Raw genomic sequence first — 25,512 nt, forward strand, 5'->3', positions numbered from 1 at the left:
ACTGGATCCTATACCTGTTTTTTGGGAAGATACGAAATGATCATACCGGAAATATCCACTAATGATGACGTACCACAGGCTGCGGCAGAACCGTGCGCGGTGGCGGAGGCGGATCTGTTCAAAAAAATCACCTGTGTTTTCGGTCTGCTCGTTATACTGACGAGCCTTACCGGTATTATCGGGAACATCTCCGGTATTATCCTCATAAGCAGCGTATGCCAGGGCTGCAAGACTATGGCACTGAGTGCGGCAGTCATATGGATTTTTTTTGGTGCGATCCTTGTCTATAGCTCAATAAAAACGATGGGCCGGACACCGTCTCTTATCTTGCGGGCAACGCTTGTCGTCGTCGCAGGCACGGAATGTATGGTGATCCTCGCAAATCTTATGGGTGGGCATTTTTTTGTTGAATCCTGGTCTGTTGCCGCCGGGTCTGTGCTGTTCGGACCGCTCTCATCTCCGATCTCTCCGGTGGCGGCTGTGCTGATCATCCTTGCCGCAATCGGGTTGTTTTTTTCTGTTGACCCGGCATTTTTTTCTCCACAGTGTCTCCGGGCGAGGGAAAGTACCGTAGTAGCAGGGATCATCATCACCCTCGCAGGATTTACGTTGGTTTTAAGTTATTTCTACGGGAACCCGCTGATCTTTGCCATACCGGTTATTCCTATTGCAGCCCTCTCTGCCATTTCTGCATTCTTTGTCGGGGCCGGGCTTATTGCTGCAGCAGGGCCGGCAACACCACCGGTCTGCCATTTCAGGGGAACATCCATCAAGGCCATGCTGCTCCGGAATTTTGTCACGCTGACGGTTACCATTACTCTCTGTGAAAATATTCTTTTTTACATCATCTCGTCCTGGTACATTATTCCCAACGCCCTCGTAGTCTCGGTGAGCATGGTCACTTTTATTATCGCTACTGCTTCCATTGTCGGGCAGTTGTCCGGAGAGATTGGCCAGACCCTTGACAAGGCAGAACAGGCACTCGTACACAAGAACGAAGAACTGGGGGAAATCAATGAGGAACTCATGGCCGTTGAAGAAGAACTGCGGCAGAATATTGATGCGCTCACAGAAACGGAGCGGAACCAGCAGGAAAGCGACCGGTTCCTCAGGGAGACAGAGAAAATTGCGAAGCTCGGCGGCTGGAAGGCGAACCCACATCTCGATTACTTTCTGTGGACCGAGGGGATTTACGATATCATCGAGGCTCCGCGGGATTACCGGCCGGGCCTTACCGAAAGCCTGAACTATTTTTCACCGGAAGACCGACCCCTCATCAGGAACAGAATAGAGACCTGCCTTTCCACCGGGGAACCTTTTACCCTCGAGGTCCTGGCAACGACCGGGACAGGAAAGAAGGTCTGGACCGAGCTAAGGGGGCTGAACCTGGTAACGGATGGGGCCCGATCCTTTGTTATCGGTACGTTCCAGAATATTACCGAGCGAAGACAGATAGAGGATAAACTGAAAAAAGAGAGCGGCAAACTGGACATCCTCGCGGAATCTGCCCGGCTGCTCCTGAGTTCTGAAATGCCCGAATATATTGTCCAGCTCGTAGGGGAACGGGTGATGCGGTACCTCCGTTGCCAAACATTCTTCAATTACATCATCGACGGGAGTGGAGAAAGGATGCGGCTGAACGCGTATGCTGGTATCACGGATGAGGAGGCAAGCAGGATCGAACACATGAACCTCGGCGAAGCAATCTGCGGACGGGTAGCCCGCGACGGAGAGCGGATGGTGGTTCACGACATTCTCACCACAGATGACGAAAAGACCCGACTGGTCCGTTCGTTCGGCATCTCCGGCTATGCGTGCTACCCGCTAATCTACCATGGTCGCACTCTCGGTACACTCTCCTTTGGGACCTGTGATCAGTCACATTTCACCGATGATGAATTGGACCTGATGCGGGCAGTAACGGATCTCGTGGCCACGGCAATGGCGCGGAAGAACGTAGAGGACACCCTGCGCGGGACAAGCCAGTACCTCGAGAGCCTGATTGATTATGCTAATGCCCCTATTATCGTGTGGGACAAGGACCTGAGAATCCAGCGATTCAATCACGCCTTCGAATTCCTGACGGGGATGGCTGCCGGTTCAGTCCTCGGGAAACCTCTCGACATTCTCTTTCCGGAAAAATCCCGCCATGAATCCATGGAACTGATCCAGAAGACAGGCACTGGTGAACGGTGGGAATCTGTGGAAATCCCCATCCGGCATGTCTCCGGTGCGACAAAGATCGTTCTCTGGAATTCAGCGAACATCCACGATGCAGACGGCATCACAATCTCCTCCACTATCGCCCAGGGACAGGATATCACGGAGCGTAAAATTGCGGAAGAGACCACTACAAAAACCGCGTCGCTGCTCAATGCTGCCCTTGATTCCACCGCTGACGGTATTCTTGTTGTCGACACTGACGGGAACATCACCGGTTACAACAAGACATTCTGTGCGATCTGGAGTATTCCGGAACGTACGCTTGACTCTGCAAGAGAGAAGACGGCGCTCACCTACATGACACCGCTGATCGGGGACCCGCGGGAGTTTGTCGCCCGGTTAAAGGAACTGTATGCCCACCCGGGACGGGAGAGCTATGACACAGTCAGCATTACGGACGGGAGGGTCTTCGAGCGGTATTCCAAGCCCCAGAAGATCGGGGAGATCATTGTCGGCCGGGTCTGGAGTTACCGCGACATCACCGAGCGCAGGCAGGCAGAAGAAGCCCTGCGCGTGAGCCTTGAAAAATTCCGGATTATTGCTACCAATACTCCTGATCACATATTGGTACAGGACAGTGATCTCCGGTATACCCAGGTGATCAATCCCCAGATGGGCCTGACGGAGCAGGACATGATCGGGAAGACCGATTATGATATCTTACCCAGAGAAGAGGCGGACAACCTGACAGAAATCAAGAGGCATGTGCTGGAGAGCGGTACCGCGGTGAACAACGAAATCCCTTTGGTCAACGCCCGTGGTGAGATGAACTTCTTTGACGGGTCTTATGTACCGAAACGGAATGCTGCCGGCGAGATCGATGGACTTATAGGCTATTTTAAGAATGTAACCGATACAAAATATGCCAACGAGAAGATCGTTGCCGCTCTGGCGGAGAAAGAGATCCTGATCCGGGAGATCCACCACCGTGTAAAAAATAATCTTCAGATCATTTCCGGATTGCTCGACATGACACGGATGAGGAGTGGCGATCCGGCAACAGCCGGCATACTGACTGATATGATGATGAAGATCAAGACCATGGCCCAGATCCATACGCGGCTGTACGAGAGCAAACAGTTCGATAAAGTCAATATAGGCGGCCAGATCCGGGAACAGGCAGCAGACCTCTCCAGCATCTACGGCCGGTCCGGCCCCGAGATCACGTGCCAGGTGGATGCAAAGGACCTCTATCTCCCGGTAGACCAGGCAATTCCCTGTGCACTGGTGGTCAACGAGGCCCTGTCGAATGCATTCAAACATGCCTTTCGGGGTCGCGGGAAAGGGAACGTTGCGGTCTCTGCATGGCAGGACGGGGGGATTTTCCGCATCAGTATCCGGGATGACGGTACCGGCATCCCGAAGGATGTGGATATCAGCCGCGCCACGAGCCTGGGGCTGAAACTGATCCGGAGCCTGGTGCAGCAGTTGCGGGGAACGCTTTTGATCGAGAGCACAGACCTGGGGTCTGTCGTGAATGTAGAGTTCCCGATTCAGATGGAGAGATGAGGACAATGTCGAAGATTCTTGTAGTTGATGATGAGGCGATCATTACCATGCAGCTCGAAGAACGGCTGCATGCGATGGGGTATACCGTTGTGGGTATGGCGGCTTCCGGTGAGGATGCGATCGAGAAGGCACGCCGGCTTTCTCCGGATCTGATCCTTATGGATATTGTCATGCCCGGAAGGCTGAACGGGATTGAGGCGGCGCAGGTCATTATCGGCGAACTGGACATCCCGGTGGTCTTTGTCACTTCGTACGCGGATGACGCGATCATCGAGAAGGCAAAGCAGGTACGGCCGTACGGCTATATCGTGAAACCCTTCAATGAACTGGAAATAAAAGCTGCTATTGAGGTAGCCCTGTTCCGCAAAGCCGCAGAACTGGAGATGAAAAAAATCGCGGACGCAGCCCGGGCCCGGATGCCCCCCGGAACAACTCCCGGTGCCGCGAAGGTGTCGGAAGCTGAGTATCTGAACCTGCCTGAGATAAAAACGGTCCTTTTAAAGGATATCTTTTCCGATATTGTCCTCTTCCTGTACGCGGATGCGTCTGTGAAGGATCCGATATTCAAATTCGCCATCGAAGCGGGGATAAAAAAAGGAGGACGGTTATTCTTTGCCTACCACCGTTCCGTATTGCAGAAATATTTCCTGCAGGAGATACGGAACGGCGAGTTGTTTACCCGGCGCGTAAAAAAAGGAGAACTTTTCTTCCTGCCCCGAATCCTTGAGAAGTGTATAGCAACTCTCCCCCCAGCCAGCCCGCATGGCAGTCTCCAGATTCTCTTTGATTTTTCCGATACGGAAGAATTTGCTGACATCATAGCTGTAAAAAACCTGATCCTTGCAAAAAAAGAAGCCGGGGTCCCTATCACAGGTATTATCGCGCTGAATATGGCAGATCTCGATCATAACCACATCGGAATGCTCTCGGAGGGCATAACAAAGATCATCGTCTCGACCGGTAAGGATACGACCATTTCCTTTGCCCATCCCTCGTTCCCGGCAGAGTCACTCACTATTGTCCCACAGGCAACACTTGACGACGTGGTGAAAAAAATGCTTGAACCGGTGATCCTCTCGATACTTGAAAAACCGATCTCGGGGTATGATATCGTACATGAGATCCATAACCGGTATAAGGTTCTCATTCCCCAGGCCCGGATTTATACATACCTCTACGAGCTCCAGGATAAAGGATACCTGGAAATGAAAGTGTCCGGCAAATCAAAGTTGTACTCTCCGACAGAAACAGGAAAAAAATACATCCGGCAACGGTTAAACGAATTCAAGTTTGTCTTCCAGCATATTCTCGGAGATGAACCGGTAGTCCCGGATAAGAGTGCATGATTGTTGGGGGCCCTGACAGCTGCGATCAGTTCAAGTCGCAGTTGGTTTCTTAAAACGTCTGCATTCACTGGTGAAATGTAGGGAATCGTATGCACCATAACGTTCTAAATAATGAAACAATTACTGCAATATCGGCATACCTATTTCTGATGAAGTAGTCAAGGGGATGCCGTGTGGGTTCAGTGCTCCGCATGACGGTTGGAACAACAGACTGTGGATGTACCCATCCAGCATTTGTCGTAATCTTGGGAGAAGTTATCTGAATTAAGGTATCGGGGAAATTCTGGCAACCGGTAAACACCAGGCCACGGTTTTTATTCGTGACGGCGAGGGAACAGTATGGGTACCACAAGAAAAAAGCGAAAGAATGAAAAAACCGTGATCATTCCGCCAACCGGCATCTCTGAAAACGGGAGGTCGATCTGTATTATCAGCCAGCTGCACGGGGTTCCGGAAGAGGATATCCGGATCGATCTGGAAAGGACGCAGCTTATCATATCTGCTTTGGTACGGACCGAGAAGGTGATGCGGAAAATTACGGTTCCCGATGGCTCACAGATAAGCAAAAAAAAGTTCCGTGACGGAATCCTGGAAATTATACTCGAACGACCGTTGTAAGACTGCAATCGTACCAATAATGGGTACTTTTGAAGGTTCCCCGCACAATGGTTCAGAATTTGTTTCAAAGTTTGTATTTTTTGAAGGATGTTATAAGATACCTATGAAAATACTTCGCGTGGGTGTGACTTAATTCCCCTTCTGGAAAACTCTGAAGGACTCTTCATGGCAGGAGAGGATCTGGATACGATCTGGCGAACATTTTGTCGCGGCAGGCATGACTTCATGGTGGATTCGTGGATTGCATTCGACATATACGGGACGGAATGTTCTGCGCAGGGCTGTCATCACTGCACGGTGGTGAACTGTATATATGCGGGTTTTATCCGGCATTACTGGAAATATCCGCACTGTGATTAACCTGCAGTACGGGAAAATTCTCCCGCTGCAGGAAGGCAGTTACAGATGAGACTGGCAACAAAACAGCGTCACGGGACTGATCGGCGCGGTACCCGTTCTTTGAATAAGTACCGTAATCCACGTATACGGCAGCTGTCGATGAGGCCAAGGTCAGGTCCGCTTCCTGATCCCGTTGACATTTTGTCATCGTTTCAAAATTTGTCTCATAGTTTGACTTTTAGGAAAGAACCTATACCCATACATTGTGCAGTTCCAAACAGGTGAGAAACCTGCCGTAAACCGGCAGCTCCCTTAATTCCCAGGAGAGAAACATGGAAGAAAGCAGATTTTATTCATTGCCGAAACTGCCGTACGAATACACTGCCCTGGCACCTCATATTTCTGAAGAGCAACTTAAGCTTCACCACCAGAAACACCACCAGGCATACGTAAACGGCGCAAATGCTGTATTTGAAAAACTGGACAAGGCGCGCAAGGAAAATGCCGATCTCGATATGAAAGCCACCCTCAAGGAACTATCGTTCCATATCGGCGGTTTCAAGCTCCACAACCTGTTCTGGGAGAACCTTGCTCCTGCGGGAAAGGGAGGAGGCGGGGTTCCGAAAGGAGAACTGGCCAAGGCAATCAATGGTGAATTTTCAAAATTCGACCGGTTCAAAAAAGAGTTCACCCAGGCAGCGGCAAGTGCCGAGGGCTCCGGTTGGGCAGCCCTGACGTTCTGCCGGAAGACCGGGCGGCCGCTCATAGTACAGATAGAAAAACACAATACGAACGTATTCCCCGGTTTCGATATACTTATGGTCCTCGACGTGTGGGAGCATGCCTATTACGTTGACTACCGGAATGACAGGGCAAAATTTGTCGACGCATTCTGGAACATCGTGAACTGGGATGAGGTCGCACAACGGTTCGACAACCTGAAGAAATGAGAATTGCAGGACCGGGACCTGCATAAAAACCAAATGAGGGAACGTGAATGAAATGCCGGAATTTGTAAACCCTTTTACCGGAATGATACCGGAACGAAGAATGAGTATTGAAGAACTGGTCCGGGCCCTGCGCCTTGACCTGGCCGCCGAACACGAGGCCGTGCATACCTACTTTTCCCATGCCGATGCAACGGATAATCCCCTTGCAAAAGCGGTACTGATTGATATCGCGAATGAAGAGCGAGTGCATGCAGGTGAATTTGCCCGTCTCATCTCTATCCTGACGGGCGATGAGGACGATCACCTCAGGAAAGGAGGCCTCGAAGTCGACGCCATTGCAGCATCGCTGGCACTGCCTGAACAAAAATCCCCGCAGGACGCGGGTGAGACCACCATCGGATCGTTAAAATCCTCCTAGGAGATGAGAGACATGGAAAAGACCTACCTGGGGCGCGAAGACGCCCCTGTAAGCACCGAAACCTGGAAACTGCTCGATACCACTATGATTGAAGCGGCAAAGAGCCAGCTTTCGGGACGACGGTTAATCAGTATCGATGGCCCGTTCGGATTCGGGCTCAAGGTGATCCCCCTCAGCGACTGCGAGGTCGCCGACGGGATCTCGGGCAGCCCGTTTATACCGGTGAATCTGGTATCCACTACATTTTTCCTCAACAAACGGGACCTTGCAGCAGTGGAGCGGGACCGGCTGGTCCTGGACTCGGACCCGGTCGCCTGCGCTGCGATGGCGTGTGCAGCAAAGGAGGATGACATCATCTTCAACGGTATCCTGGACGTGCCCGGGCTGCTGGGGGCAGAAGGCTCATCTTCTCTTTCTCTGACAAAATGGGACAAGGTCGGTACAGCAGCTGACCAGGTGATCAATGCCGTTACCCTGCTGGACGATGCCGGGCTCCACGGCCCCTATTGCATGGCGCTTGCCCCGGCCCAGTACAACCTCCTCCTGCGCCGGTACCCCCAGGGAGATGGCACCGAACTCGACCACGTAGGTTCGATCATCGGCGGGAATGTGGTCAAGGCACCGGTCCTGAAAAAAGGCGGCGTCCTGCTCGCCTCCGGCCGCCAGTACAGTTCGCTCGTAATCGGGCAGGACATGAGCATTGGGTATAACGGCCCGGCAGGGGATTCGCTGGAATTCAGCATCTCCGAGAGCCTTGCGCTGCTCATCCGGGTGCCGGAGGCAATCTGCGTGCTCACCTGATACAGAGGGTGCATGCAGGAACAGGTGAGACCATGAAGGAATCAACAACGGAACTCTTAAAAAAATTCGAGCGGGATTACGAAGTTTACGTCGATGCCACCGATGCATTGACCTACTGGATCATCCATGCACGGATCCCTAAGAGCCATGAGGAAGAACTCCACCACCTGCACAAGGGAAAAAAATACGTGTCCGGGCCAAACCAGGACGGCAATGTCCTGATCCTGCCGGACCCCGCTATATCTGACGCATACCTGGTGGAATCCTGGGGAAAGATGGAATCGTTTGACGATTTCGTAAAAAAAGCACTTGCCAGTATTCTTTCCGATAAGAATGCGGCAGATGCAGGAGAGGAGGAAGCTTGCGGGAGCAGCTGCGGCTGAACTCTTTAAAAAAACATGGAGGATTATGAATCCGTTACCTCAGTCATCAAAAATCGTGCTCGAGATCCTCGGTACGGAAGGAGCAATGACCCATAAGGATATCGTGAAAAAATCTCACTTTTCCCCAAGGACGATACGCTACGCTCTGAAAAAACTCAAGGAAAAGAAACTCCTTATAGAGAAGATGAACATGCAGGACATGCGCCAGATCATATATCAGTACCGGATGATCCCATTGCAGGAGACCGGGATCGCGGACAGCTGAGTAAAACCAGTAAAGGATTACCCGGGAGCAGGCTTATCATGGTTTCCCAGAGTTGACAGGCCCGCGGTACTGCCCTGATGCAGTATCAAAATAAAGGACGGAAGGATTGCATGGCTGCATATGATATGGTAGTGATCGGAAGCGGTGCCGCCGGGGCAACTGCTGCTACGACAGCGGTTCACCAGGGAGCATCCAGTGTAGCGATCGTGGAGCAGGGACCCCTCTGGGGCACCTGCGTGAATAACGGGTGTATCCCAAGCAAATTCCTGCTCACCCTTGCGGAGTACTACTATTACAAAAACCATGGCCATGCCGGTATCAGGACAGACAGCCGTTTCAATCTGTACGTGGCTCTTGCCGAAAAAGATGCCCTGATCGGACGGCTGAAACAGAAGAAAACGGACCGGATAATCACGGATCTCAACATCGAGATTATCGAAGGCAGTGCAGAGTTTCTCTCTTCAACCGGACTACAGGTTGGCAACCGGAAAGTGACAGCGGACCGGATCATTATTGCCACCGGTTCATCCCCACAGGTCCCACCGGTACCAGGGATCCATTCAGTCCCGTTCATGACAAACGTTGAAGCACTGAACCCGGAACGCATACCTGATTCTCTCATCGTTATCGGGGGTAGGGCGCTGGGACTAGAGTTTGCCCAGTTGTACTCCCACCTTGGGACAAAAGTCACGCTCCTGCAGAGGAGCGCACGTATCATTCCCGAAGAAGAGCCGGAGCTTGCCGATCTCCTCGCCGGCTACCTCAGGGACGAGGGGATCGATATCCGGACCGGTGCGGAGATCCGTGGCGTGGAGAAGACCGCGGAAGGAGTGGCAGTTACGGTTACCATCGGAGGAACGTTGCAGGTCTTCTCCTCAGAGCGGCTGCTCCTTGCCACCGGCCGCTCACCGAATACCAAAGGCCTGCGGCTCGATCGGGCCGGGGTGAAGACCGGCCCAAAAGGCGCCGTACTCGTGGATGCGTCCCTGAGAACGTCTGCGCCATCGATCTGGGCTGCCGGGGATGTCACCGGGGAGCCGATGCTTGAGACCTCTGCACGGTATGCCGGGGAGATCGCCGCTATGAACGCCTTCCAGGAACTGAAGCGTTCCTTCAACCGCTCATTCATCCCCCATGGAATCTACACCATGCCGCAGGTTGCCGGTGTGGGACTTACCGAAGCGCAGGCCCGGACAGCCGGCCTGAATCCGGAAACACGGACCCTCCGCATGGACACATTGGCCAGATCCTTCATGATAGGAGATACCCGGGGGGTGGTGAAGATTGTAGTCAGTAAGGCAGATGGGTGCGTACTGGGTGTGCATGCCTGTTCCCCTCTTGCAACGGAGATCCTCCAGGCATCGGTTCTCGCAGTGATACGGCACCTGCCGGTCAATGACCTCGCGGATATGTACCACATTTTCCCAACCACCGGCGAAGCAATCTCTCTGTGTGCCCGACAGTTCCGGAAAAACACTGGCGGGACTTGTTCGGATTAAAGGAAAAAAACAGAGCAACCGGTTGAACCACCTCCACATCGCCCCGTTTATACAGATAATACTCCCGGATGTGTTCAGATAGATAAAATGGATTTTTCTGATAAGGAGCCAGGCCGGTTTCCCACATTAGCCGGGGATAAACCGTCAAAAAAAAACCCGGTCTGTTAGTTAGTTATGTACCGATATCCCAGCTGCAGCTGTATTTCTGCTGCTCTTTTGTCAGCTTGTCGATGGAGAGCCCGAGCGAAGAGAGTTTGAGATTTGCCACGTCTTCATCGATCTCATTAGGCACTTCATGGACGCCGGCCTTCAGTTTCTTACCGCTCTTTGCAATGTACTGCGTGCAGAGTGCCTGGAGTGCAAAACTTAAATCCATCACTTCAATCGGGTGACCCATGCCCTTCGGGGTTGCAAGGTTCACGAGCCGTCCCTCGGCAAGGACATGAACTGCCCTACCTCTGATTATGTAGGTGTCGATACCGTCGCGTTTGATGATCTTGTCGGCATGTTTCTGGAGCCAGTCGATATCGATTTCCACGTTGAAATGACCGGCATTGGAGAGGATCGCACCCTCTTTCAGTTTTTTGAAGTGCTTCCCGGCTATGATGCCCGTGTTGCCCGTGGTAGTAATGAAGATGTCACCGATGGCTGCCGCCTGCTCCATCGTCATGACCATAAACCCGTCCATGTGCGCTTCGAGCGCCCGGCGCGGGTCAATTTCGGTGACAACGACTTTTGCGCCAAGGCCGTGGGCTTTCCGTGCAAGTCCCCTTCCGCAGTAACCGTAGCCTGCAACAACGATATATTTCCCAGCAATGAGGGTATTGGTGGTGATCATGATCGAGGAGAGGACACTCTCCCCGGTCCCATGGACATTGTCAAAGAAGTGTTTCATGGGGGTATCATTTACCGCAACAACCGGGAACTCGAGTTTTCCTTCGGCCTCCATTGCCCGGAGCCGGTGGATTCCGGTTGTTGTCTCTTCGCAGCCGCCGATCACTGTCTTGAGCAGGTCGCGCCTCTTTGTGTGGATATAGTGGATGAGGTCCATCCCGTCATCGATAGTGATAACCGGTTTTGCATCGAGGACCTTGTCAATAGCGGCATAGTATTCCTCTACTGTGCAGGCCCGCTTCGCATAGCAGTGGACATTTTTCACATGGTTCAGGGCCTCTGCCACATCATCCTGCGTGGAGAGCGGGTTGCACCCGGTGATGTGCACCTCCGCCCCTCCTGCGGCAAGAGTGGATACGAGGTTTGCGGTTTTTGCCTCTACATGGAGCGCCATGCCGATCGTCATGCCGGCAAAAGGTTTCTCCCTGGCAAACTGTTTTTTTATGGCGGCAATGACCGGCATATACTGCGCGGCCCACTCGATCTTCAGTTTTCCGGTACTCATGAAACATCCTCGTGGACAGAAACCTGCGACAGGCCCGGTCCGGTAGTATCTACCCTACCAGTACGCACCCCAAGTTACATAAAAACTCCCAAGAACCGGGGAAATTAGTGGGGTACCGCGGGAATTTTTCCTCCATTTCCCCGGCGAGGAAGATCTGTAGAAATATAGATGTGTCTTGCCTGCACAGGTTGTACGAATGGTACTGACGAGACGGATCATTCCCTGCCTGGATCTCAAGGACGGCAGGGTGGTGAAGGGGACCAACTTCCTCGGGCTCCGGGATGCCGGCGACCCGGTGGAACTTGCCGGGCGGTACAACGAGCAGGGCGCCGACGAAGTCGTCTTCCTCGATATCACAGCCTCCAAAGAGAAGAGGGGCATCATTATTGAGCTTATCCAGCGGGCGGCCGACCAGCTCTTCCTGCCCCTTACTGTCGGAGGAGGGCTCAGGTCGCTTGAGGACATCCAGCAGATCCTCCGGGCCGGTGCCGACAAGGTGAGCCTTAACACGAGCGCGGTCCACGATCCAACCCTGATCACAAAGGGTGCGGAGGCATTCGGCACGCAATGTATCGTAGTTGCTATGGACGTCCGCCGTAATTTTACCCCAAACGCGAAGGCGATTCCCGTCACCCTCGAAAACGGGAATACCTGCTGGTACGAGGTAGTTATCTACGGCGGGAGCAAGCCGACCGGCATCGACGCGGTAGCCTGGGCACAGGAAGCGGAGGAACGAGGTGCCGGTGAGATTCTCCTCACCAGTATGGAGACCGACGGCACAAAGAATGGGTTCGACATCGCGGTTACGTCTGCGATCTCGGACGCTGCCGGGATTCCCGTTATCGCAAGCGGGGGTGTCGGCACCCTTGCCCATTTCTATGATGGTTTCACAAAAGGAAAGGCGGATGCCTGCCTCGCCGCAAGCGTCTTCCACTACGGGGAGTTCACGGTCAGGGATGTAAAAGAGTATCTCAGAGGACGGGATATCCCGGTACGGCTCTGAGATCGAACTCGAACACCGCCACGGGGTGTTCGAGTTCAAACGCGGTCAGCACGGCAGGATGGATCTCGCCAAAGACCCCAATCTTTTTTCCGGTCACGATGATATCGCCCCGACGTCCTTCGATGAACGCCGGGTCAGCGGACTCTTTCACGGTATAATCGACGGACAACTCGTGGAGCACTGCGTCGGCCGATGCATACGCTTCCGAGAAGTCCGCTTCGGGATGGGTGCTGACCCCGGATGCCTGCTGGTAGGTGTGGCAGGAATCCACTACGTCACCGACGGTGAAGAGGCGCTGCGGCAGCTCACGGTGCCGGTTAAGGGTGAGGAATTCGAGGAGCAGGGGGAGGAGCTCGGTCCTGACCACCGTGTTCTCGATGCTGATTGGGTGCATGACATGGAGGACGCCCGGGCGTCCCGGCCGCTGCATCCTCTTGTAGAGTACGTCCTCGCTGGTCAGCGTGAACGGCATCACCTCAAGGTACCCGAGGCCGCAGAAAGCCTCGCGGGCAAGAACCGCGTTGACCTGCACGGGGTGAGGTTTTCCCACCGTGAATGTCTTTGGCGGCAGGTCCTGGATCTTGTCGTAGCCATAGGCAATTGCCACGTCCTCGAAAAGGTCCCAGTCGTGCATGATATCGGCCCGGTAGCACGGCACCTGCGCCCTGACCTTTCCCACACCCACCGGCTCGGCACCAAAGCGCATCTTCCGGAGGAGGTCTGCCATCGTGGCTGCAGTCAGGTCGATACCGAGAAGCCGGGAGCACTCCATAACGCTCACAGTCCGTTCCGCGGGCGCAAGTGTCGGGGTCTGAACTCCGCCGATCTCCACGCTTTCGATATTCGCACCTGCCTCGGCCATCGCCGTGCAGATGATATTGACCGCAACGCCGACCGCCCGCTTGTCGGTACCGGTCGTATCGAGGAGGATACTCTTCGTGTCGATGGTCACACGGGTCCGCTCACCGTTGATGATGGGCGGGAAGGAAAGAACGTGGTCATCATCGTCCACGATCAGCGGGTAGAGCGGGAAGTCCTTAACGATCTTCGCGTAGTCCCTTCCCTTCGGGTGCTTCTCGAGGATCTCCGCCATAGTCATCTTCTCCTTGAAGTCGAGGGGAATGAAGCCCCGGCTCGGCCGGGAGGCAATGTAATGGAACGGCGGCCTTACCGTGTCCATATCGTGGATGCCGATCGCCACCTTGCTCCTGCCCCTGCCGACAGCCCAGTGAAGCGACTCCTGCAGGGACATGATGCTCTGGATCGACTCGTCGTCGAACGAGACGCCGCGGATGACTGCGGCACCGAGCACGGGGCGGATGTTTGCAAGCTGGGGATCGATGGTGAATTTTATTCCGGACGGCTTGACCGGGTACGTGGGCAGGCCGGTCTCGATCCCGAGATAGCCCCGCATCGCGCGGGCCACGCCCTCGGGGCTGAAGAGGTCGGGACGGTCCGGGAAGAACTCCACGTCTGCGTGGTCCTCCTCGATCCGCTCCACGTCCGAACCGATGAGGGCAACCTTGTCGAGGATCGTCTTCCGGTCGGTGCGGGTGAGGCGTTCGAGGTATTTGTAGGGGAGGGTGATGACTGCCATGTTCAGATACCTCCCTTGCTCGGGCGCAGGGAAGGCGTCTCGCGGAGGAACGCCACGTCGCTCTTGTGCAGGTAGCGAAGATCCTTGAGCCCAAGACGGAGCATTGCGATCCTGCTCACGCCGAGGCCCCATGCCAGGACCGGGTAATTGATCCCGAGCGGGGCCGTAACCTCCTCGCGGAAGACTCCGGCGCCCCCCATCTCAATCCAGCCGATGCCTTCGACATACACTTCGGCATCGAGGCTCGGCTCGGTATAGGGATAGTAGGAGGGTTTGAACCGTACACCCTCGAACCCGATCCGGTGATAGAACTCGCGGAGGATCCCGAGCAGGTTCCCGAACGTGACACCCTCGTCCATCACGATCCCTTCGAGCTGCTCGAACTCAGCGAGGTGCGTGGTGTCGATAGTCTCGCGTCTGTAGACCCTGCCGATGCAGAAGGCCTTGACGGGCGGGTTCGGGTTCCGGGCCAGGTGCTGGATAGAGACGCTTGTCGTGTGGGTGCGGAGCACGCACTGCTCGGCCTTCTCTTCCTTCCAGACCCCGCCCCAGCCGGTCGACGAGGTCTCGCCGCCGGAGATATGCATCGCCTTCACCTTCTCGTACCCCGGCGGGAGCGGGAGGGTCTCCCGGAGGTAGAAGGTGTCCTGCATCTCGCGGGCCGGGTGGTCCTGCGGCTGGAAGAGGGCGTCGAAGTTCCAGAACGACTGCTGGACGATCCCGCCATAGAGTTCCTCGAACCCCATCTCGAGGAGGATCTCCCGCATCTCGGCGATGATCCGCTGGTACGGGTGGATCTTGCCGGGGTACGCCTTCTTCGGGAGCTTTGTGACATCGTACTTCCTGAGGTTCGCCGTCTTCCATGAGCCGGAGAGGATCTGTTCGCGGGTGAGAGTGCCGGTCTCTTCGCAGAGGTCGAGGCCTTTCTTTGCGAGCGCAAACCCTTCGGGCGTGATTGCGATGACGTACCGGACGGTCTCGGACTCCTGCAGGATCCCGCGCTTGATCAGCTCCTTTGTCTTCGGGTTATTTGCTGACGGATTTCTGAGAGCGGATTCATCCAAATCGATGGAGGAACCTAAGGGCTCGTAATCCTTTCCGCGTTTGAGATTCGAATCCCCTACTGTCCCGTTTTCGGTAATATGTAGGACTTTTTCAACCAAGGTTCCCTCAATCTTCACGAGCCCCTTCTTCCGAAGCTGGCCAAAACCGATCTTAAACGCCTCGTGTTTCTGGAGATCGGCAAGCGTTGTCCCCGGGTTAATGAACCGCAGGAGCTGGCTCTCGGGAAGCCCGTCCTTCAGGTATGCCCTTCCCTCATCCGTGTACACGAACTCCTTCGATACAATCCGCTCAACGGTAGCAAGTCCCTTGTCCTCTGCAAGATGCGCCCACTGCACCACCGCTTCCTGTGTAGCATCCAGCAGATCAGCGAGATGCGGGGCATCGGCCTTCTTCTCCTTTTCCAGCACTGCAAGCAACCGTTTCTCGTTCTGGGTCAGTTCTGCCATCGTCACACCGTGATTTTGTCTGCGCAAGCGTCCATCTTTTCGCGGAAATTTTTCAGGAACGCGACAACCCGTTCCGCGGTATCCTTCTTGCACTGGCCACAGGTGATCTCGCCGGCCGTGCACTTTCTCCGGATCTCCACAAGCTCCGCATCATCCGTCACCATGTGGAAGAGATTGAGGAGATAGAGAGAGCACTTGTCCGGCTCGCCGCCAAGGCGCTTCTGCTCTTCAAGCGTCATCCTCCCACCGGTGATCCCGCTCATCACCTTCTTGCGCACCACCGTCTCAGGCTCGTAAAAGGAGATAATGCTCTCCGGGATACTGCTCGACATCTTCCCACCGGTAAGACCGGGCATGAAGATATGATACGTGGACGAGGGGGTAAAGAACGCGTAGCCTCCTTGTGCCCTCTCGATCTCCCGCACTTTTGCCTTGACATCGGCGCACCCGGCTTCGTTGATATCGACGTGCCCTTCGTATTTTTTCGCGTGGGGGAAGGCTTTTTTGACCGCTTCGAGAGCGGCATCGGGGGCATTCTTGGACCGGACGCTGATGTACCCGTCGCGTTCCTCGACCGTGAACATCCGCATCTTGTGGGCCACACCGCGGGTGAGCCGGATGTGCGGGTCCTGGTCTACCCCGACCGGCACAACAGTCGGCGCCGGTTCGCGATCAATCTGCGGGTAGAGGATATCCGCGACCTGCGTGATCACGCTGTCCGCGTGGGCAAGGTCGGTATCGGGGCCGAACCCATAGATGGCCGAGAGCTCCGAGAAGTTCACCTTGGTAGCAGCTTCAAAGGCAAGGTCCTTGAGCCGGTCGTTCCTGCTCTGGAAATAGGTCTTGCCCTCGAACCCCAGTGCATAGAGACAGGAGAGGTATTCCTTCCCGAACTCGTTGCACTTCTCCCACGAGAGGCCGCGGACCGCATAGGCTTCCCGGTCGGCGATCGTGATATAGCCGTTGCCGCCTTGCTGCACGTGCCAGACCACCTCCTTCATGACCATGAGGTGGCCGAGGTGCGGATGGCCGCTCGGCATGAACCCGGTGAGGATATGGAACGGGGTTTTGTGTTTTATTGCCTGTGCGATCTGGCCGTAGTCGCGGTGGCCGACCACGATACCCCGCCGCATAAAATACGGTACTTCCGGAAGTTCCGGGATGACCGGGGCTATCGGGTCGATCCCAAACTCGGCAAAGGTTTTTGCGATATCAAGGGACGGCGTGCTTGACCAGGGGTTGATCTGCGGTTCCTGCATGATTTTGCTCACAGCTTGATCCGTGCGAATTCCACGAACTGGATTCCGGATGAATGTACGGCGCCAAACAACATCTTCTTTTTGACGCTGTGTGCCATCCGCACGGAGCGCGAGATCAGGCTCATGGGGAGTGTCGCTTCCTTCTCAACGGCGTGGACGAGCAGGTCGGAGTGGACATTTGTGCCGCTGTAGACCCGGAAGTGGTGGCCGAACTTGTAACCGGTCCGCGGGGTGAACTTATGGTCACGGAGTTCCGTGTAGACCGCATGTTTCCCGGTCAGTTCCCGGTCAGTCTCGCTCGCAAGTGTAAGGAAGTCCCCCGGGCTGATCACACAATTTCCTTTCATCAGCACGATATGTTCCCGGCCCATGAGATAGAGGAGTTCGACCGGCGAAAGCATCAGGCGCTCCGGGTCGAGGCGTTTCCCGTAACCTGCCTGTTCAAGGTCGGAGTGGGCTGGCACCCGCACCATAGCCGATTTCCCGGTCAGCATCGCATCGTGGCACGAGATTGGCGTGACCTCATTGCAGGCATCCGCCAGTTTCTGGAGCTTGATCTCGTAGTAGGTGAGCTCCTCCTCATCATCCACTACGGCAAGGACATACTGCTTGCGCATGTTCCGGGAGGCGACGACCTCCTCGATCAGTTTCCCGAAATGGATCGGGTCCCGCTCGGAGAGTACCCGCACGAGGTACAACGACTCGCCGGTACCGGGTTTCTCCCCCCTGCGGAAGACCCGGAAATCGTGCGGGCCGGTCTGGACCACGTAGCCACGTTCCCGCAGGTCGCGGTACACAAGAAAACTCCGCATGAAATTCCGCTGGTCGGCAAATTCGGCAAAGAGCGTGTCGAACGTGTATCCATCCACCTCGATCTTCTGGCGGAGGAGGAGATAGAGCGCCTCCTGCGGGGAGAGCCGGAGACCGTCCGCCTCCGGCCGGCCATACCCGCTCTGCTCGTAGAGCGGGCGCCCGTCCTTTTCCACACGGATCACCATGCCGTCAAATACTGCCTTCACTGCCGGATCTATTGTTTCCGGAGGGTTATAAGGGCGCGGGAGCATGGGAATGCGATCATTGCGTGCGGCTGACCATTCCTCAGCGAAATCCTTATGTATCACAATTTTTCCGGACAATGGCATTAAGAGGGGTTGAATCAAATTTGTATAGTCAGATTGTATCTCATAAGTATGCTTAATTGCACGTCCCCGAGGATGACTTCATTCCGGGATATTTGGGTAATACTATAGGTACATCGATCACCCAACACCGGAATCATTTTGGAAGGCCAATATAAAAGCGGCGGAAAAATGATGGTGCATCAGTTCAGCGACCCCGGATGCCGACGAAAAGACCAACTCAACCTCGCGGGTTTTCTCCCGAGGTCTGAGGTGAACGGTCCCGGCAACCGGGCTGTCGTCTGGGTGCAGGGATGCCCGATCCGGTGCAGGGGATGCTTCAACGAGGCATACTGGCCCTTTTCTCCCGCACACATTGTCACGGTCGACGAGCTCGCGTCCCGTATAACAGGAATACCCGATATTAACGGTGTCACCTTCTCCGGGGGCGAACCGTTCGCACAGGCCGCCACCCTTGCCCTGCTTGGGGACCGGGTCAAAGAGGCGGGACTGACGCTCGTGACCTATACGGGATTCACAACCGATCAACTCGCACGGGGCCACCGCCCTTCATGGTATCATCTCCTGAGTATCACGGATCTTCTTATCGCAGGGCCCTACATCGACAGCCTTGCGTGCACAGGGATGTACCGGGGGTCCTCAAACCAGCAGGTCATCCCCATAAGCGGAAGGATTGGCCCGGTCTCCGGGGGGCGTTCCGGGCCCGAAAGGCGGGACAGTAGGGTGGAATTTACGATCGGCATGGATGGCAGCATCACGACCAGCGGATTTCCGGAAAAGCCGCTCGTGGAACAGCTCGCATGCCGGTGCAGGGGAGCGTGAGACAAACCGTGTCGCATTTCAGCCGCATCAGGACAAAATTCCGCCACCGCCAGGCCCTGGTGGAGTGCCTGCGGGGGCTCGGGTACAGCGTGGAGACGGATACAACCGTCAAAGGATATCATGGGCATCATGACGTGGAGATCGCTGCCCGGAATTCCGGCGGATACGGTATCGGCTTTGTGAAAAATACCGATGGCACGTACGATATGGTGGCAGACCTGTGGGGAGCCGGCAGCAGGACTCATACTAAAATGACAGCGGAACTGGATGCACAGGCTGGCCTGATCCAGAAGGCCTATGCGAAAAAGATGGTGCTCGAACAGACCAGGGCCGACGGGTTTGACGTGGTCTCACAGGTCGAGGAGAAGGATGGGACACTCCGTATCGTGGTCAGGAGGTGGCAGTAAGTGATGCCAAAGCAGGAGCCGGATTTTGCCCGGAGGCTCAACATCTCACTCCGGGCCCGGGTGACCCTGATCGTTGTGATCACCCCGGAGGAAGAGCGGGTCGTCTCCCGGATCCGGGAGGTCTGCGAGACCTGGGATCCCCACCGCCAGTGCATTGCCTGGGACAGCGTGGACGGCTTTGCCGTGATCGCGGGCAGCAGGAATTTCCTTGCCCAGTCCCGCGACCCGCTGGCAGCGCTCGAGGACGTGGGGAAGACCGACGAGAACGCCGTGATCATTCTCAAGGACTTCCACGAATACTGGAATACACCGCAGGTTAAGCGCAGGATCCGGAACTTCTCGCAGCAGTTCCGGTACAACCGGCGCACGATCGTGATCGTGACACCGTCCCACCGGGTTCCGGACGAGATCCGGGACGAAGCAGTGACCATCCACTTCCCGCCGCCCGGTGCAGCCGAACTTTCAGCAGACCTCGATACCCTGCTCTCCACAAGCGGCATTACCAGTACCCTCTCGCAGGGCGGGCGGGAGAAACTGATCCAGGCAGCCCTTGGCATGACTATCAACCAGGCGCGCCGGGCCTTCTCCAAGGTGATCGTTACCAGCGGAACTATCGGGGATACGGATATCGATGCGATCATCGCCGATAAGAAAGATATCCTGAGCTCTTCCGACGCGCTGGAGTTCTACAGTTATACCGAGACACCAGAGAATGTCGGGGGGCTCCTTGTCCTCAAGGACTGGCTGCGGCTGCGCGAACGGGCATTTACGCAGGATGCACGGGATTACGGCCTTCCTGCCCCGAAAGGGATTGCCCTGATCGGGATCCCGGGAACGGGAAAGAGCCTGACCGCGAAGATGATCGCCGATCTCTGGCACCTGCCCCTGCTCCGGCTTGACGTGGGAGCACTTTTTGGCAGCCTCGTGGGAGAGTCCGAGGAGAGGACGCGCAGGGCGCTTGCCCTTGCCGAAGCGATATCCCCGTGTATCCTCTGGGTAGACGAGATCGAGAAAGCGTTTGCGTTCGGCAGCGGGGATGCGGGCACAAGCCAGCGGGTCTTTGCGCACCTCCTCACCTGGATGCAGGACAAGACCGCCCCCTGTTTTGTCGTTGCCACGGCCAATAACATTGCCGCACTCCCGCCGGAACTGCTCCGGAAAGGGCGGTTCGATGAGATCTTCTTCCTTGATCTGCCGACATTCGAGGAACGCAGGGAAATCTTCTCGGTACACCTCAGGAAACGCCGGTGCATCCCTGCGGAGTTCGATCTTGACCTGCTGGGTAAGGAAAGCGAGGGGTACGTAGGGGCAGAGATCGAGCAGACCGTCATCGATGCGATGTACCGTGCATTCAATGAGAACATGCGCAGTGTTACCACGGATGATATTATCCTCTGTATGAGGACACAGGTTCCTCTTTCGGTCTCTCAACGGGAAACGGTTGCTGCACTCCGTGCCTGGCTTGCCGAAGGGAGGGCCCAGTCCGCGTCCCGCCCGCCGGTTACGGTTCCCCCGGAAGGAAGAGCGATCGCACTGGAAGCTTTTGCTCCCCGGCTCCCGTGAGAGAGATGCAGCTCCCGGTTACTGTCCCTGTTATCGGCACGCTGCTGGTCCGGCGCAGTGCGAAAAAAATTGCCCGTGCAGCACGGAACGGTGACCCCGCTGCAGTCCGGGAGCTCTGCCGTATACTTGTGAATTCTGATGATGGAGTAATACGGGAAACCGCCCGGTCCGCCCTCAGTACACTCCCATCCCGGGAAACGGTTGACATGTTCTGCAACCGGGTGCTTGACGCAGGATACGTCCATCCCCGGCTCACAGAGATCGCCCTATCCCGGCATTATGCACCATCCGGCCTCCCGGCCCGGGCACTGTTTTATGCGGCAACCGGGCAGAAAGACTGCCTCGCAGCCATTGACCGCAGCCCCCGCTACCCGCTCCTGTCGGAGGGATACCGGCTTGCAGGTCCGCTGACCCGGAAAAACGTCCTTCTGGCAACCGGCAGGGACGCAGACGGAATGTGCCCGGTCCTTGCCCGGGCCCTTCTGGGAGAACCTGACACAAGAGACCCCGGTTCATGGTCTCGGGCCGAATGGGAAACCATCATCACCGGGCTCATACACGAAGAGGATTGGGATACCCTCTGGATACTGCTCTTCTCCGCTCCCCCATCCCTTGCAGTACGGTCCCTCCATGCCCTGCATGACGGGGGATGGAAACCGCCGCCAGCGGACCGCCATCTCTTCAACGATCTCATCGCATCCCTTCCTTCGGCCTGGGACTTCCCGCACCCAAAGGACCCGGTCCAGCTCACGCTCGCGTGCCGGGACCGCCAGTGCCTGAAACTGGTCTTCTCCCGGGACGGCTCCCTGCTCGCGGGTTCTCATGCTGACGGGACGATCTCGGTCTGGCAGATCGCACAGGGCAGGCTTCTTGCCAGCTGGTCCGAAGGCGGCGGTCGTGCGGGAGACCCGGTCCTCCTGCCGGATAACAGCAGCCTTGTTTCCCTGGACGACAGGGGGATAGTCCGGTGCCGGCATATTCCAGGCGGCGCGGTGCGCTGGTCATTCGATGAGCCGCTCCACAGGATTACAGAAATGCTCCTTTCTGCGAACGGGGAGTTCCTGCTGGCAGGAGAAGGAAACGGGGGCGTGGTCTTTCTGGACTGCAGCACAGGAGACATAGCGGGCGGGTTTGAGGGATACCCGTCACCGGTCACAGCCCTTGCAGCTGCTCCGGACGGGCATTCGGTAGCCTGCGGGCATGATGACGGGACCATCAGGTACCGGGACCGAAGGACCAGTGCAGACCAAAGAGTTTCCGGCAGCGGTGATAAGGTCCGCGCCCTTGCATTCAGCGATGACGGGTCGCTCCTGTTCGTATTATCCGAACATGCGCAGCCTGCGGTCTGGGATCCGGCTGCAAGCGGACGTGTGCTAACCTGTGCAGGATTTTCCGGTACACCCGCGGCTCATGCGATCAGCACTGCCGGCTGCATAACCATGGTCTGGGATACCGGCAATATCCTCCGGCTCTGGAGATGGGATGAGCCCGGTCCCTGCGCCGGCATCCCGTTCTATAACCGGCGTCCCGGCTGCTGCGCGATCAGTCCGGATGGCGGCCTGTGCGTAGCAGGGTGCGACGACGGGACGATCAGGATTTTTGTATCGCCTGGTGGCAGGCTGGTCCGGGACTTCCGGGGCCATACCCGGCCGGTATCGGCCTGTGCCATCTCCCCGGACAGTTCCCTGGTTGCAACGGCTTCGTGGGACGGAACGGTGACGCTTCGTGACCTCCCGACCGGGGAGATCCGCCGGACCCTCCAGCGACCAGCGGGTCCGGTGACCGGACTTGGCATGACACCAGCAGGGGCGGTACTGATCGCAGTGACTGCGGACGGTATCGCACGACAGTATACACGGGAAACGGGGACCCTGCTCTGCTCGATCGACCTGTATATACCGTCAGCAAAAGCGATTGCGATCAGTCCTGACGGGAAGTTCCTGGCATGTGCCGGGAGCGATGCTACGCTCAGGCTCTGGGAACTTGCGACCGGAAGCCTGGTGGCGGGCCGGGACCGGCTTGGTACCACCCTGCGTTCACTCACGTTCTCACCGGACGGCTCCCTGCTGGTATCCGGCGGCTGGGACGGTCTGGTGAGGTACTGGCGGGTGCCGGATCTTCACCTGGCAGGAAAGGGAAGAGGACATTCCAGCATCGTGACCTGTTGTGCTGTAACTCCGGATGGATCACAGGTGGTTACCGGCAGCAACGACACGTCCGTCCGTATCTGGGACATTGAGGCAAAAAGGAGCTCAGTCGTGATACGGGACACACGGAAAGAAGTAAGCGCCTGTGTAATCCTGCCGGGCGGATCGCTCGTTGCTGCAGGAAGTGCCGACGGGGCGATCCGCGTGTACCGGTTGCCGGACGGTAAAACGGAGTGCACCATTCCGGTAATCCCCGGAAAAATCACTTCCCTTGCCGGTTCTCCGGATGGCGAACTGGTTATTGCCGGCTACGAGAACGGTTCCCTTGCGTTCTGCTCCCTGACGGAGCGCCGGCTCATCCGAATCCTCCCGGTCCACACTGCCGCCGTAAGCGGCATTGCCTTTGTTCCAGGGGTGGAGCACGTGGCAACGAGCGGGACGGACGGGATGGTCCGGGTCACCCGGCTTCCCTGGACAAAAAACCTGTCGCAAACCAGAATCGATGACATGCCGTGTGCGTATGAGGAAACAACAGGAGACAATGTGGCCATGAGATCGCAATGGACATTTCTCTACCGGATGCTCGCAGGCAGGTTCCGCGGGGAGATTGGTATCTGTTCTCCCTCCCATGAGGCAGGGCCGTTCGATATCCAGATAGCGGGGCGATGACAACGGACATAACGGAAATGCATGGAGAACAGCCCGCCCGGATCGGGGTGGATTTTGGCAACGATACCCTCGTCATTACCCGGGGTGGCAGCGATGACAGCTGGCAGGTGACGTTTCCCGGCTGGTCGGATGAGGTTCCCTTTGGTGATCCTGAGGGCCCGTCGTCGTGCATCCCGGTTTGCATCCATTACACGGAAACCGGAGAACCTGTATTGGGAGCGTTGTCCGCCCGGGGGGATCGTGCAGCTCATCCGTGCACGGCCCGGTGGATGCGAAAATACGTGCTGGAAAACAGTCCGGTCCGGATGCCGGGCGGAGGGAGCCGGGGGATGCGGTACCAGGATGCGGGAGAAGAGTTCCTCCGGGAGGTCTTGACCCGGGCCGTCCGGGAGACCGGCAGGAGCCACGGTATCGTCTTCTCGATCCCCCCCGGTGCACCGGAACAGTACATCCAGTGGCTGGGGCGCATTGCCGGCGCCGCAGATGCTCCTTCCTGGCAGACAATCGATGAGTCCCTGGCGGTTGTGGCAGGATACGGCATGGCGCCGTCACCCGGGGATAGCTTCCTCATCCTCCGCTGTGATGAACTGGAGCTCGATGTATCGGTTGTTATTGCTGTGGATCCATCTGAAGGAGGCACGTCTTCAGCAATGGCAGTGCGGGGAAGGGCCGGGAAGCCTGACGGATGCGAAGCGATCGACAAATGGATTGCCCGCGACCTGATGGTGCGGAGCCACAGGGCATGGACCCGTGCAGGGAGCCGGGGAGAGCCGATCCTCCCTGCACTCCTCCGGACTGCACGGGATATCCGGTCGCGACTGACCAGCCCGGACGCGTGTCCCCCGGATCGATCAGGGGCAGGATACATGAGCGGCCCCGTGCCGGAATTCTCCCGGGGAGACCTTGCCCGGGTCCTCGACTCGAACGGGTTCTTCACATCCCTTGAGCAGACGATCGACCGCGCCCTGGCCCAGGCACGCTCCCGCGGATTTGAGGAAGACGCACTCAGGGCAGTACTCCTGGTTGGCAGCGGGTGCGCCCTCTCCGTAGTGCAGGATGCCGTGCGGAAACGGTTTGCCCCGTGCCCCGTCCATTGCGACCGTTCCCGCGATGCCGCGGCACACGGGGCCGCCTTATGTGCACAGCCAGTACAGGACACGGGCCGGATCCGGCGCGATTATGCGCTCCGGTACTGGGATCCGGTAGCACGGGAGCACCGGTACCGCTTCCTCGTGCACAGCGGGGCCCGGTTCCCGAGCGCCGGCCAGGCAGCCCGGGTTACCATCTGCGCTGCCTACGACGGGCAGACCCAGCTCGGGATTCCCCTGTACGAGATGCCTGCGCCACAGGGAGACGGCATAACAGCGCTCGAGCTGGTTGCCGATAAAACCGGAGGGGTCCGGCTTGCAGGTGCTCAACCGGATTCCGGTGCGCGGGGCAGGCCGGTGCCGGTGACCGGGGGCACCCCGGTTTACCTGGCGGCATCGCCGCCCGCGGTAAAGGGGGAGCCCCGGTTCGAACTGACGTTTACGATCGATGCCGGAAGAAACCTCTGTGTCACGGTACGCGATCTTGGCACGAACAGGCTGCTGAAAAAGGATGAGGCGTTGCATACGCTGGTGTGAATGACGAGTAAGTGAGGAGT

Annotated in this window: 20 protein-coding genes; 15 read left to right on the top strand and 5 right to left on the bottom strand. The window is 56.8% G+C overall.

Features of this window, described 5'->3' with window-relative positions; all coding sequences use genetic code 11:
- The first annotated feature begins 36 nt into the window (after positions 1-36).
- From WBL42_RS02735 to WBL42_RS02775, 9 genes are all read left to right on the top strand, one after another.
- Positions 37-3,732, top strand: a complete 3,696-nt coding sequence (locus WBL42_RS02735) for a PAS domain S-box protein (RefSeq protein ID WP_424719733.1) — start codon at positions 37-39, stop codon at positions 3,730-3,732.
- 5 nt (positions 3,733-3,737) lie between these two features.
- The gene (locus WBL42_RS02740) at positions 3,738-5,078 is read left to right on the top strand and encodes a response regulator (protein WP_424719734.1); all 1,341 of its coding nucleotides are present in this window, start codon (positions 3,738-3,740) and stop codon (positions 5,076-5,078) included.
- Between the two features lie 339 nt (positions 5,079-5,417).
- Complete coding sequence (locus WBL42_RS02745) at positions 5,418-5,696, top strand: Hsp20/alpha crystallin family protein (protein ID WP_424719735.1); 279 nt, start codon at positions 5,418-5,420, stop codon at positions 5,694-5,696.
- A 671-nt stretch (positions 5,697-6,367) separates the two neighbouring features.
- Positions 6,368-6,985, top strand: a complete 618-nt coding sequence (locus WBL42_RS02750) for a superoxide dismutase (RefSeq protein ID WP_424719736.1) — start codon at positions 6,368-6,370, stop codon at positions 6,983-6,985.
- A 100-nt stretch (positions 6,986-7,085) separates the two neighbouring features.
- Positions 7,086-7,403: a ferritin family protein gene (locus tag WBL42_RS02755; protein ID WP_424719737.1), complete on the top strand. Its 318-nt coding sequence runs from the start codon at positions 7,086-7,088 to the stop codon at positions 7,401-7,403.
- A gap of 12 nt (positions 7,404-7,415) precedes the next feature.
- The gene (locus WBL42_RS02760; protein WP_424719738.1) at positions 7,416-8,204 is read left to right on the top strand and encodes a family 1 encapsulin nanocompartment shell protein; all 789 of its coding nucleotides are present in this window, start codon (positions 7,416-7,418) and stop codon (positions 8,202-8,204) included.
- 32 nt (positions 8,205-8,236) lie between these two features.
- Positions 8,237-8,587: a hypothetical protein gene (locus WBL42_RS02765; RefSeq protein WP_424719739.1), complete on the top strand. Its 351-nt coding sequence runs from the start codon at positions 8,237-8,239 to the stop codon at positions 8,585-8,587.
- A gap of 25 nt (positions 8,588-8,612) precedes the next feature.
- On the top strand, positions 8,613-8,852 hold the full coding sequence (locus WBL42_RS02770) for a winged helix-turn-helix transcriptional regulator (protein ID WP_424719740.1): 240 nt from the start codon (positions 8,613-8,615) through the stop codon (positions 8,850-8,852).
- Positions 8,853-8,962: 110 nt separating this feature from the next.
- On the top strand, positions 8,963-10,351 hold the full coding sequence (locus WBL42_RS02775; protein ID WP_424719741.1) for a dihydrolipoyl dehydrogenase family protein: 1,389 nt from the start codon (positions 8,963-8,965) through the stop codon (positions 10,349-10,351).
- A 172-nt stretch (positions 10,352-10,523) separates the two neighbouring features.
- Here WBL42_RS02775 and WBL42_RS02780 read toward each other — a convergent pair whose 3' ends face one another.
- Entirely contained in the window at positions 10,524-11,750 is a 1,227-nt protein-coding gene (locus WBL42_RS02780; protein WP_424719742.1) for an adenosylhomocysteinase, read from the bottom strand.
- 196 nt (positions 11,751-11,946) lie between these two features.
- Here WBL42_RS02780 and hisF point away from each other — a divergent pair, with 196 nt between their 5' ends.
- Entirely contained in the window at positions 11,947-12,753 is an 807-nt protein-coding gene (hisF, locus tag WBL42_RS02785) for an imidazole glycerol phosphate synthase subunit HisF (RefSeq protein WP_424719743.1), read from the top strand.
- Here the strand turns inward: hisF and pheT are convergent.
- From pheT to endA, 4 genes are read right to left on the bottom strand one after another with little or no spacing between them, the layout of a single operon-like run.
- Complete coding sequence (pheT, locus tag WBL42_RS02790) at positions 12,722-14,350, bottom strand: phenylalanine--tRNA ligase subunit beta (protein ID WP_424719744.1); 1,629 nt, start codon at positions 14,348-14,350, stop codon at positions 12,722-12,724. The genes hisF and pheT overlap by 32 nt on opposite strands.
- A 2-nt stretch (positions 14,351-14,352) precedes the next feature.
- Positions 14,353-15,861, bottom strand: coding sequence for a phenylalanine--tRNA ligase subunit alpha (locus tag WBL42_RS02795; protein WP_424719745.1), 1,509 nt, complete (start codon positions 15,859-15,861; stop codon positions 14,353-14,355).
- Between the two features lie 2 nt (positions 15,862-15,863).
- Entirely contained in the window at positions 15,864-17,120 is a 1,257-nt protein-coding gene (locus tag WBL42_RS02800; protein WP_424719746.1) for a tryptophan--tRNA ligase, read from the bottom strand.
- 8 nt (positions 17,121-17,128) lie between these two features.
- On the bottom strand, positions 17,129-18,139 hold the full coding sequence (endA, locus tag WBL42_RS02805; RefSeq protein WP_424719747.1) for a tRNA-intron lyase: 1,011 nt from the start codon (positions 18,137-18,139) through the stop codon (positions 17,129-17,131).
- Between the two features lie 291 nt (positions 18,140-18,430).
- Here endA and WBL42_RS02810 point away from each other — a divergent pair, with 291 nt between their 5' ends.
- The 5 genes from WBL42_RS02810 to WBL42_RS02830 are packed head-to-tail and all read left to right on the top strand — an operon-like array spanning position 18,431 to position 25,492.
- Positions 18,431-19,081: a 4Fe-4S single cluster domain-containing protein gene (locus WBL42_RS02810; RefSeq protein WP_424719748.1), complete on the top strand. Its 651-nt coding sequence runs from the start codon at positions 18,431-18,433 to the stop codon at positions 19,079-19,081.
- 8 nt (positions 19,082-19,089) lie between these two features.
- Entirely contained in the window at positions 19,090-19,488 is a 399-nt protein-coding gene (locus tag WBL42_RS02815) for a DUF1257 domain-containing protein (RefSeq protein ID WP_424719749.1), read from the top strand.
- Positions 19,489-19,491: 3 nt separating this feature from the next.
- Positions 19,492-21,051 (top strand): AAA family ATPase, encoded by a 1,560-nt coding sequence (locus tag WBL42_RS02820; protein ID WP_424719750.1) that lies wholly within the window; start codon positions 19,492-19,494, stop codon positions 21,049-21,051.
- A 5-nt stretch (positions 21,052-21,056) separates the two neighbouring features.
- Positions 21,057-23,867, top strand: a complete 2,811-nt coding sequence (locus tag WBL42_RS02825; protein ID WP_424719751.1) for a hypothetical protein — start codon at positions 21,057-21,059, stop codon at positions 23,865-23,867.
- Positions 23,864-25,492, top strand: a complete 1,629-nt coding sequence (locus WBL42_RS02830; protein WP_424719752.1) for a hypothetical protein — start codon at positions 23,864-23,866, stop codon at positions 25,490-25,492. The genes WBL42_RS02825 and WBL42_RS02830 overlap by 4 nt, the downstream gene beginning before the upstream one ends.
- Positions 25,493-25,512 lie beyond the last annotated feature (20 nt).

The sequence above is a fragment of the Methanoregula sp. genome (genome assembly GCF_049686655.1).
Taxonomy (GTDB): domain Archaea; phylum Halobacteriota; class Methanomicrobia; order Methanomicrobiales; family Methanospirillaceae; genus Methanoregula.

Excerpts from the sequence above, each read along its gene's own strand:
- WBL42_RS02735 (WP_424719733.1), top strand. The coding sequence starts at position 37 with ATGATCATACCGGAAATATCCACTAATGATGACGTACCACAGGCTGCG.
- WBL42_RS02740 (WP_424719734.1), top strand. The coding sequence starts at position 3,738 with ATGTCGAAGATTCTTGTAGTTGATGATGAGGCGATCATTACCATGCAG.
- WBL42_RS02745 (WP_424719735.1), top strand. The coding sequence starts at position 5,418 with ATGGGTACCACAAGAAAAAAGCGAAAGAATGAAAAAACCGTGATCATT.
- WBL42_RS02750 (WP_424719736.1), top strand. The coding sequence starts at position 6,368 with ATGGAAGAAAGCAGATTTTATTCATTGCCGAAACTGCCGTACGAATAC.
- WBL42_RS02755 (WP_424719737.1), top strand. The coding sequence starts at position 7,086 with ATGAGTATTGAAGAACTGGTCCGGGCCCTGCGCCTTGACCTGGCCGCC.
- WBL42_RS02760 (WP_424719738.1), top strand. The coding sequence starts at position 7,416 with ATGGAAAAGACCTACCTGGGGCGCGAAGACGCCCCTGTAAGCACCGAA.
- WBL42_RS02765 (WP_424719739.1), top strand. The coding sequence starts at position 8,237 with ATGAAGGAATCAACAACGGAACTCTTAAAAAAATTCGAGCGGGATTAC.
- WBL42_RS02770 (WP_424719740.1), top strand. The coding sequence starts at position 8,613 with ATGAATCCGTTACCTCAGTCATCAAAAATCGTGCTCGAGATCCTCGGT.
- WBL42_RS02775 (WP_424719741.1), top strand. The coding sequence starts at position 8,963 with ATGGCTGCATATGATATGGTAGTGATCGGAAGCGGTGCCGCCGGGGCA.
- WBL42_RS02780 (WP_424719742.1), bottom strand. The coding sequence starts at position 11,750 with ATGAGTACCGGAAAACTGAAGATCGAGTGGGCCGCGCAGTATATGCCG.
- hisF (WP_424719743.1), top strand. The coding sequence starts at position 11,947 with ATGGTACTGACGAGACGGATCATTCCCTGCCTGGATCTCAAGGACGGC.
- pheT (WP_424719744.1), bottom strand. The coding sequence starts at position 14,350 with ATGGCAGTCATCACCCTCCCCTACAAATACCTCGAACGCCTCACCCGC.
- WBL42_RS02795 (WP_424719745.1), bottom strand. The coding sequence starts at position 15,861 with ATGGCAGAACTGACCCAGAACGAGAAACGGTTGCTTGCAGTGCTGGAA.
- WBL42_RS02800 (WP_424719746.1), bottom strand. The coding sequence starts at position 17,120 with ATGCAGGAACCGCAGATCAACCCCTGGTCAAGCACGCCGTCCCTTGAT.
- WBL42_RS02810 (WP_424719748.1), top strand. The coding sequence starts at position 18,431 with ATGATGGTGCATCAGTTCAGCGACCCCGGATGCCGACGAAAAGACCAA.
- WBL42_RS02820 (WP_424719750.1), top strand. The coding sequence starts at position 19,492 with ATGCCAAAGCAGGAGCCGGATTTTGCCCGGAGGCTCAACATCTCACTC.
- WBL42_RS02825 (WP_424719751.1), top strand. The coding sequence starts at position 21,057 with ATGCAGCTCCCGGTTACTGTCCCTGTTATCGGCACGCTGCTGGTCCGG.
- WBL42_RS02830 (WP_424719752.1), top strand. The coding sequence starts at position 23,864 with ATGACAACGGACATAACGGAAATGCATGGAGAACAGCCCGCCCGGATC.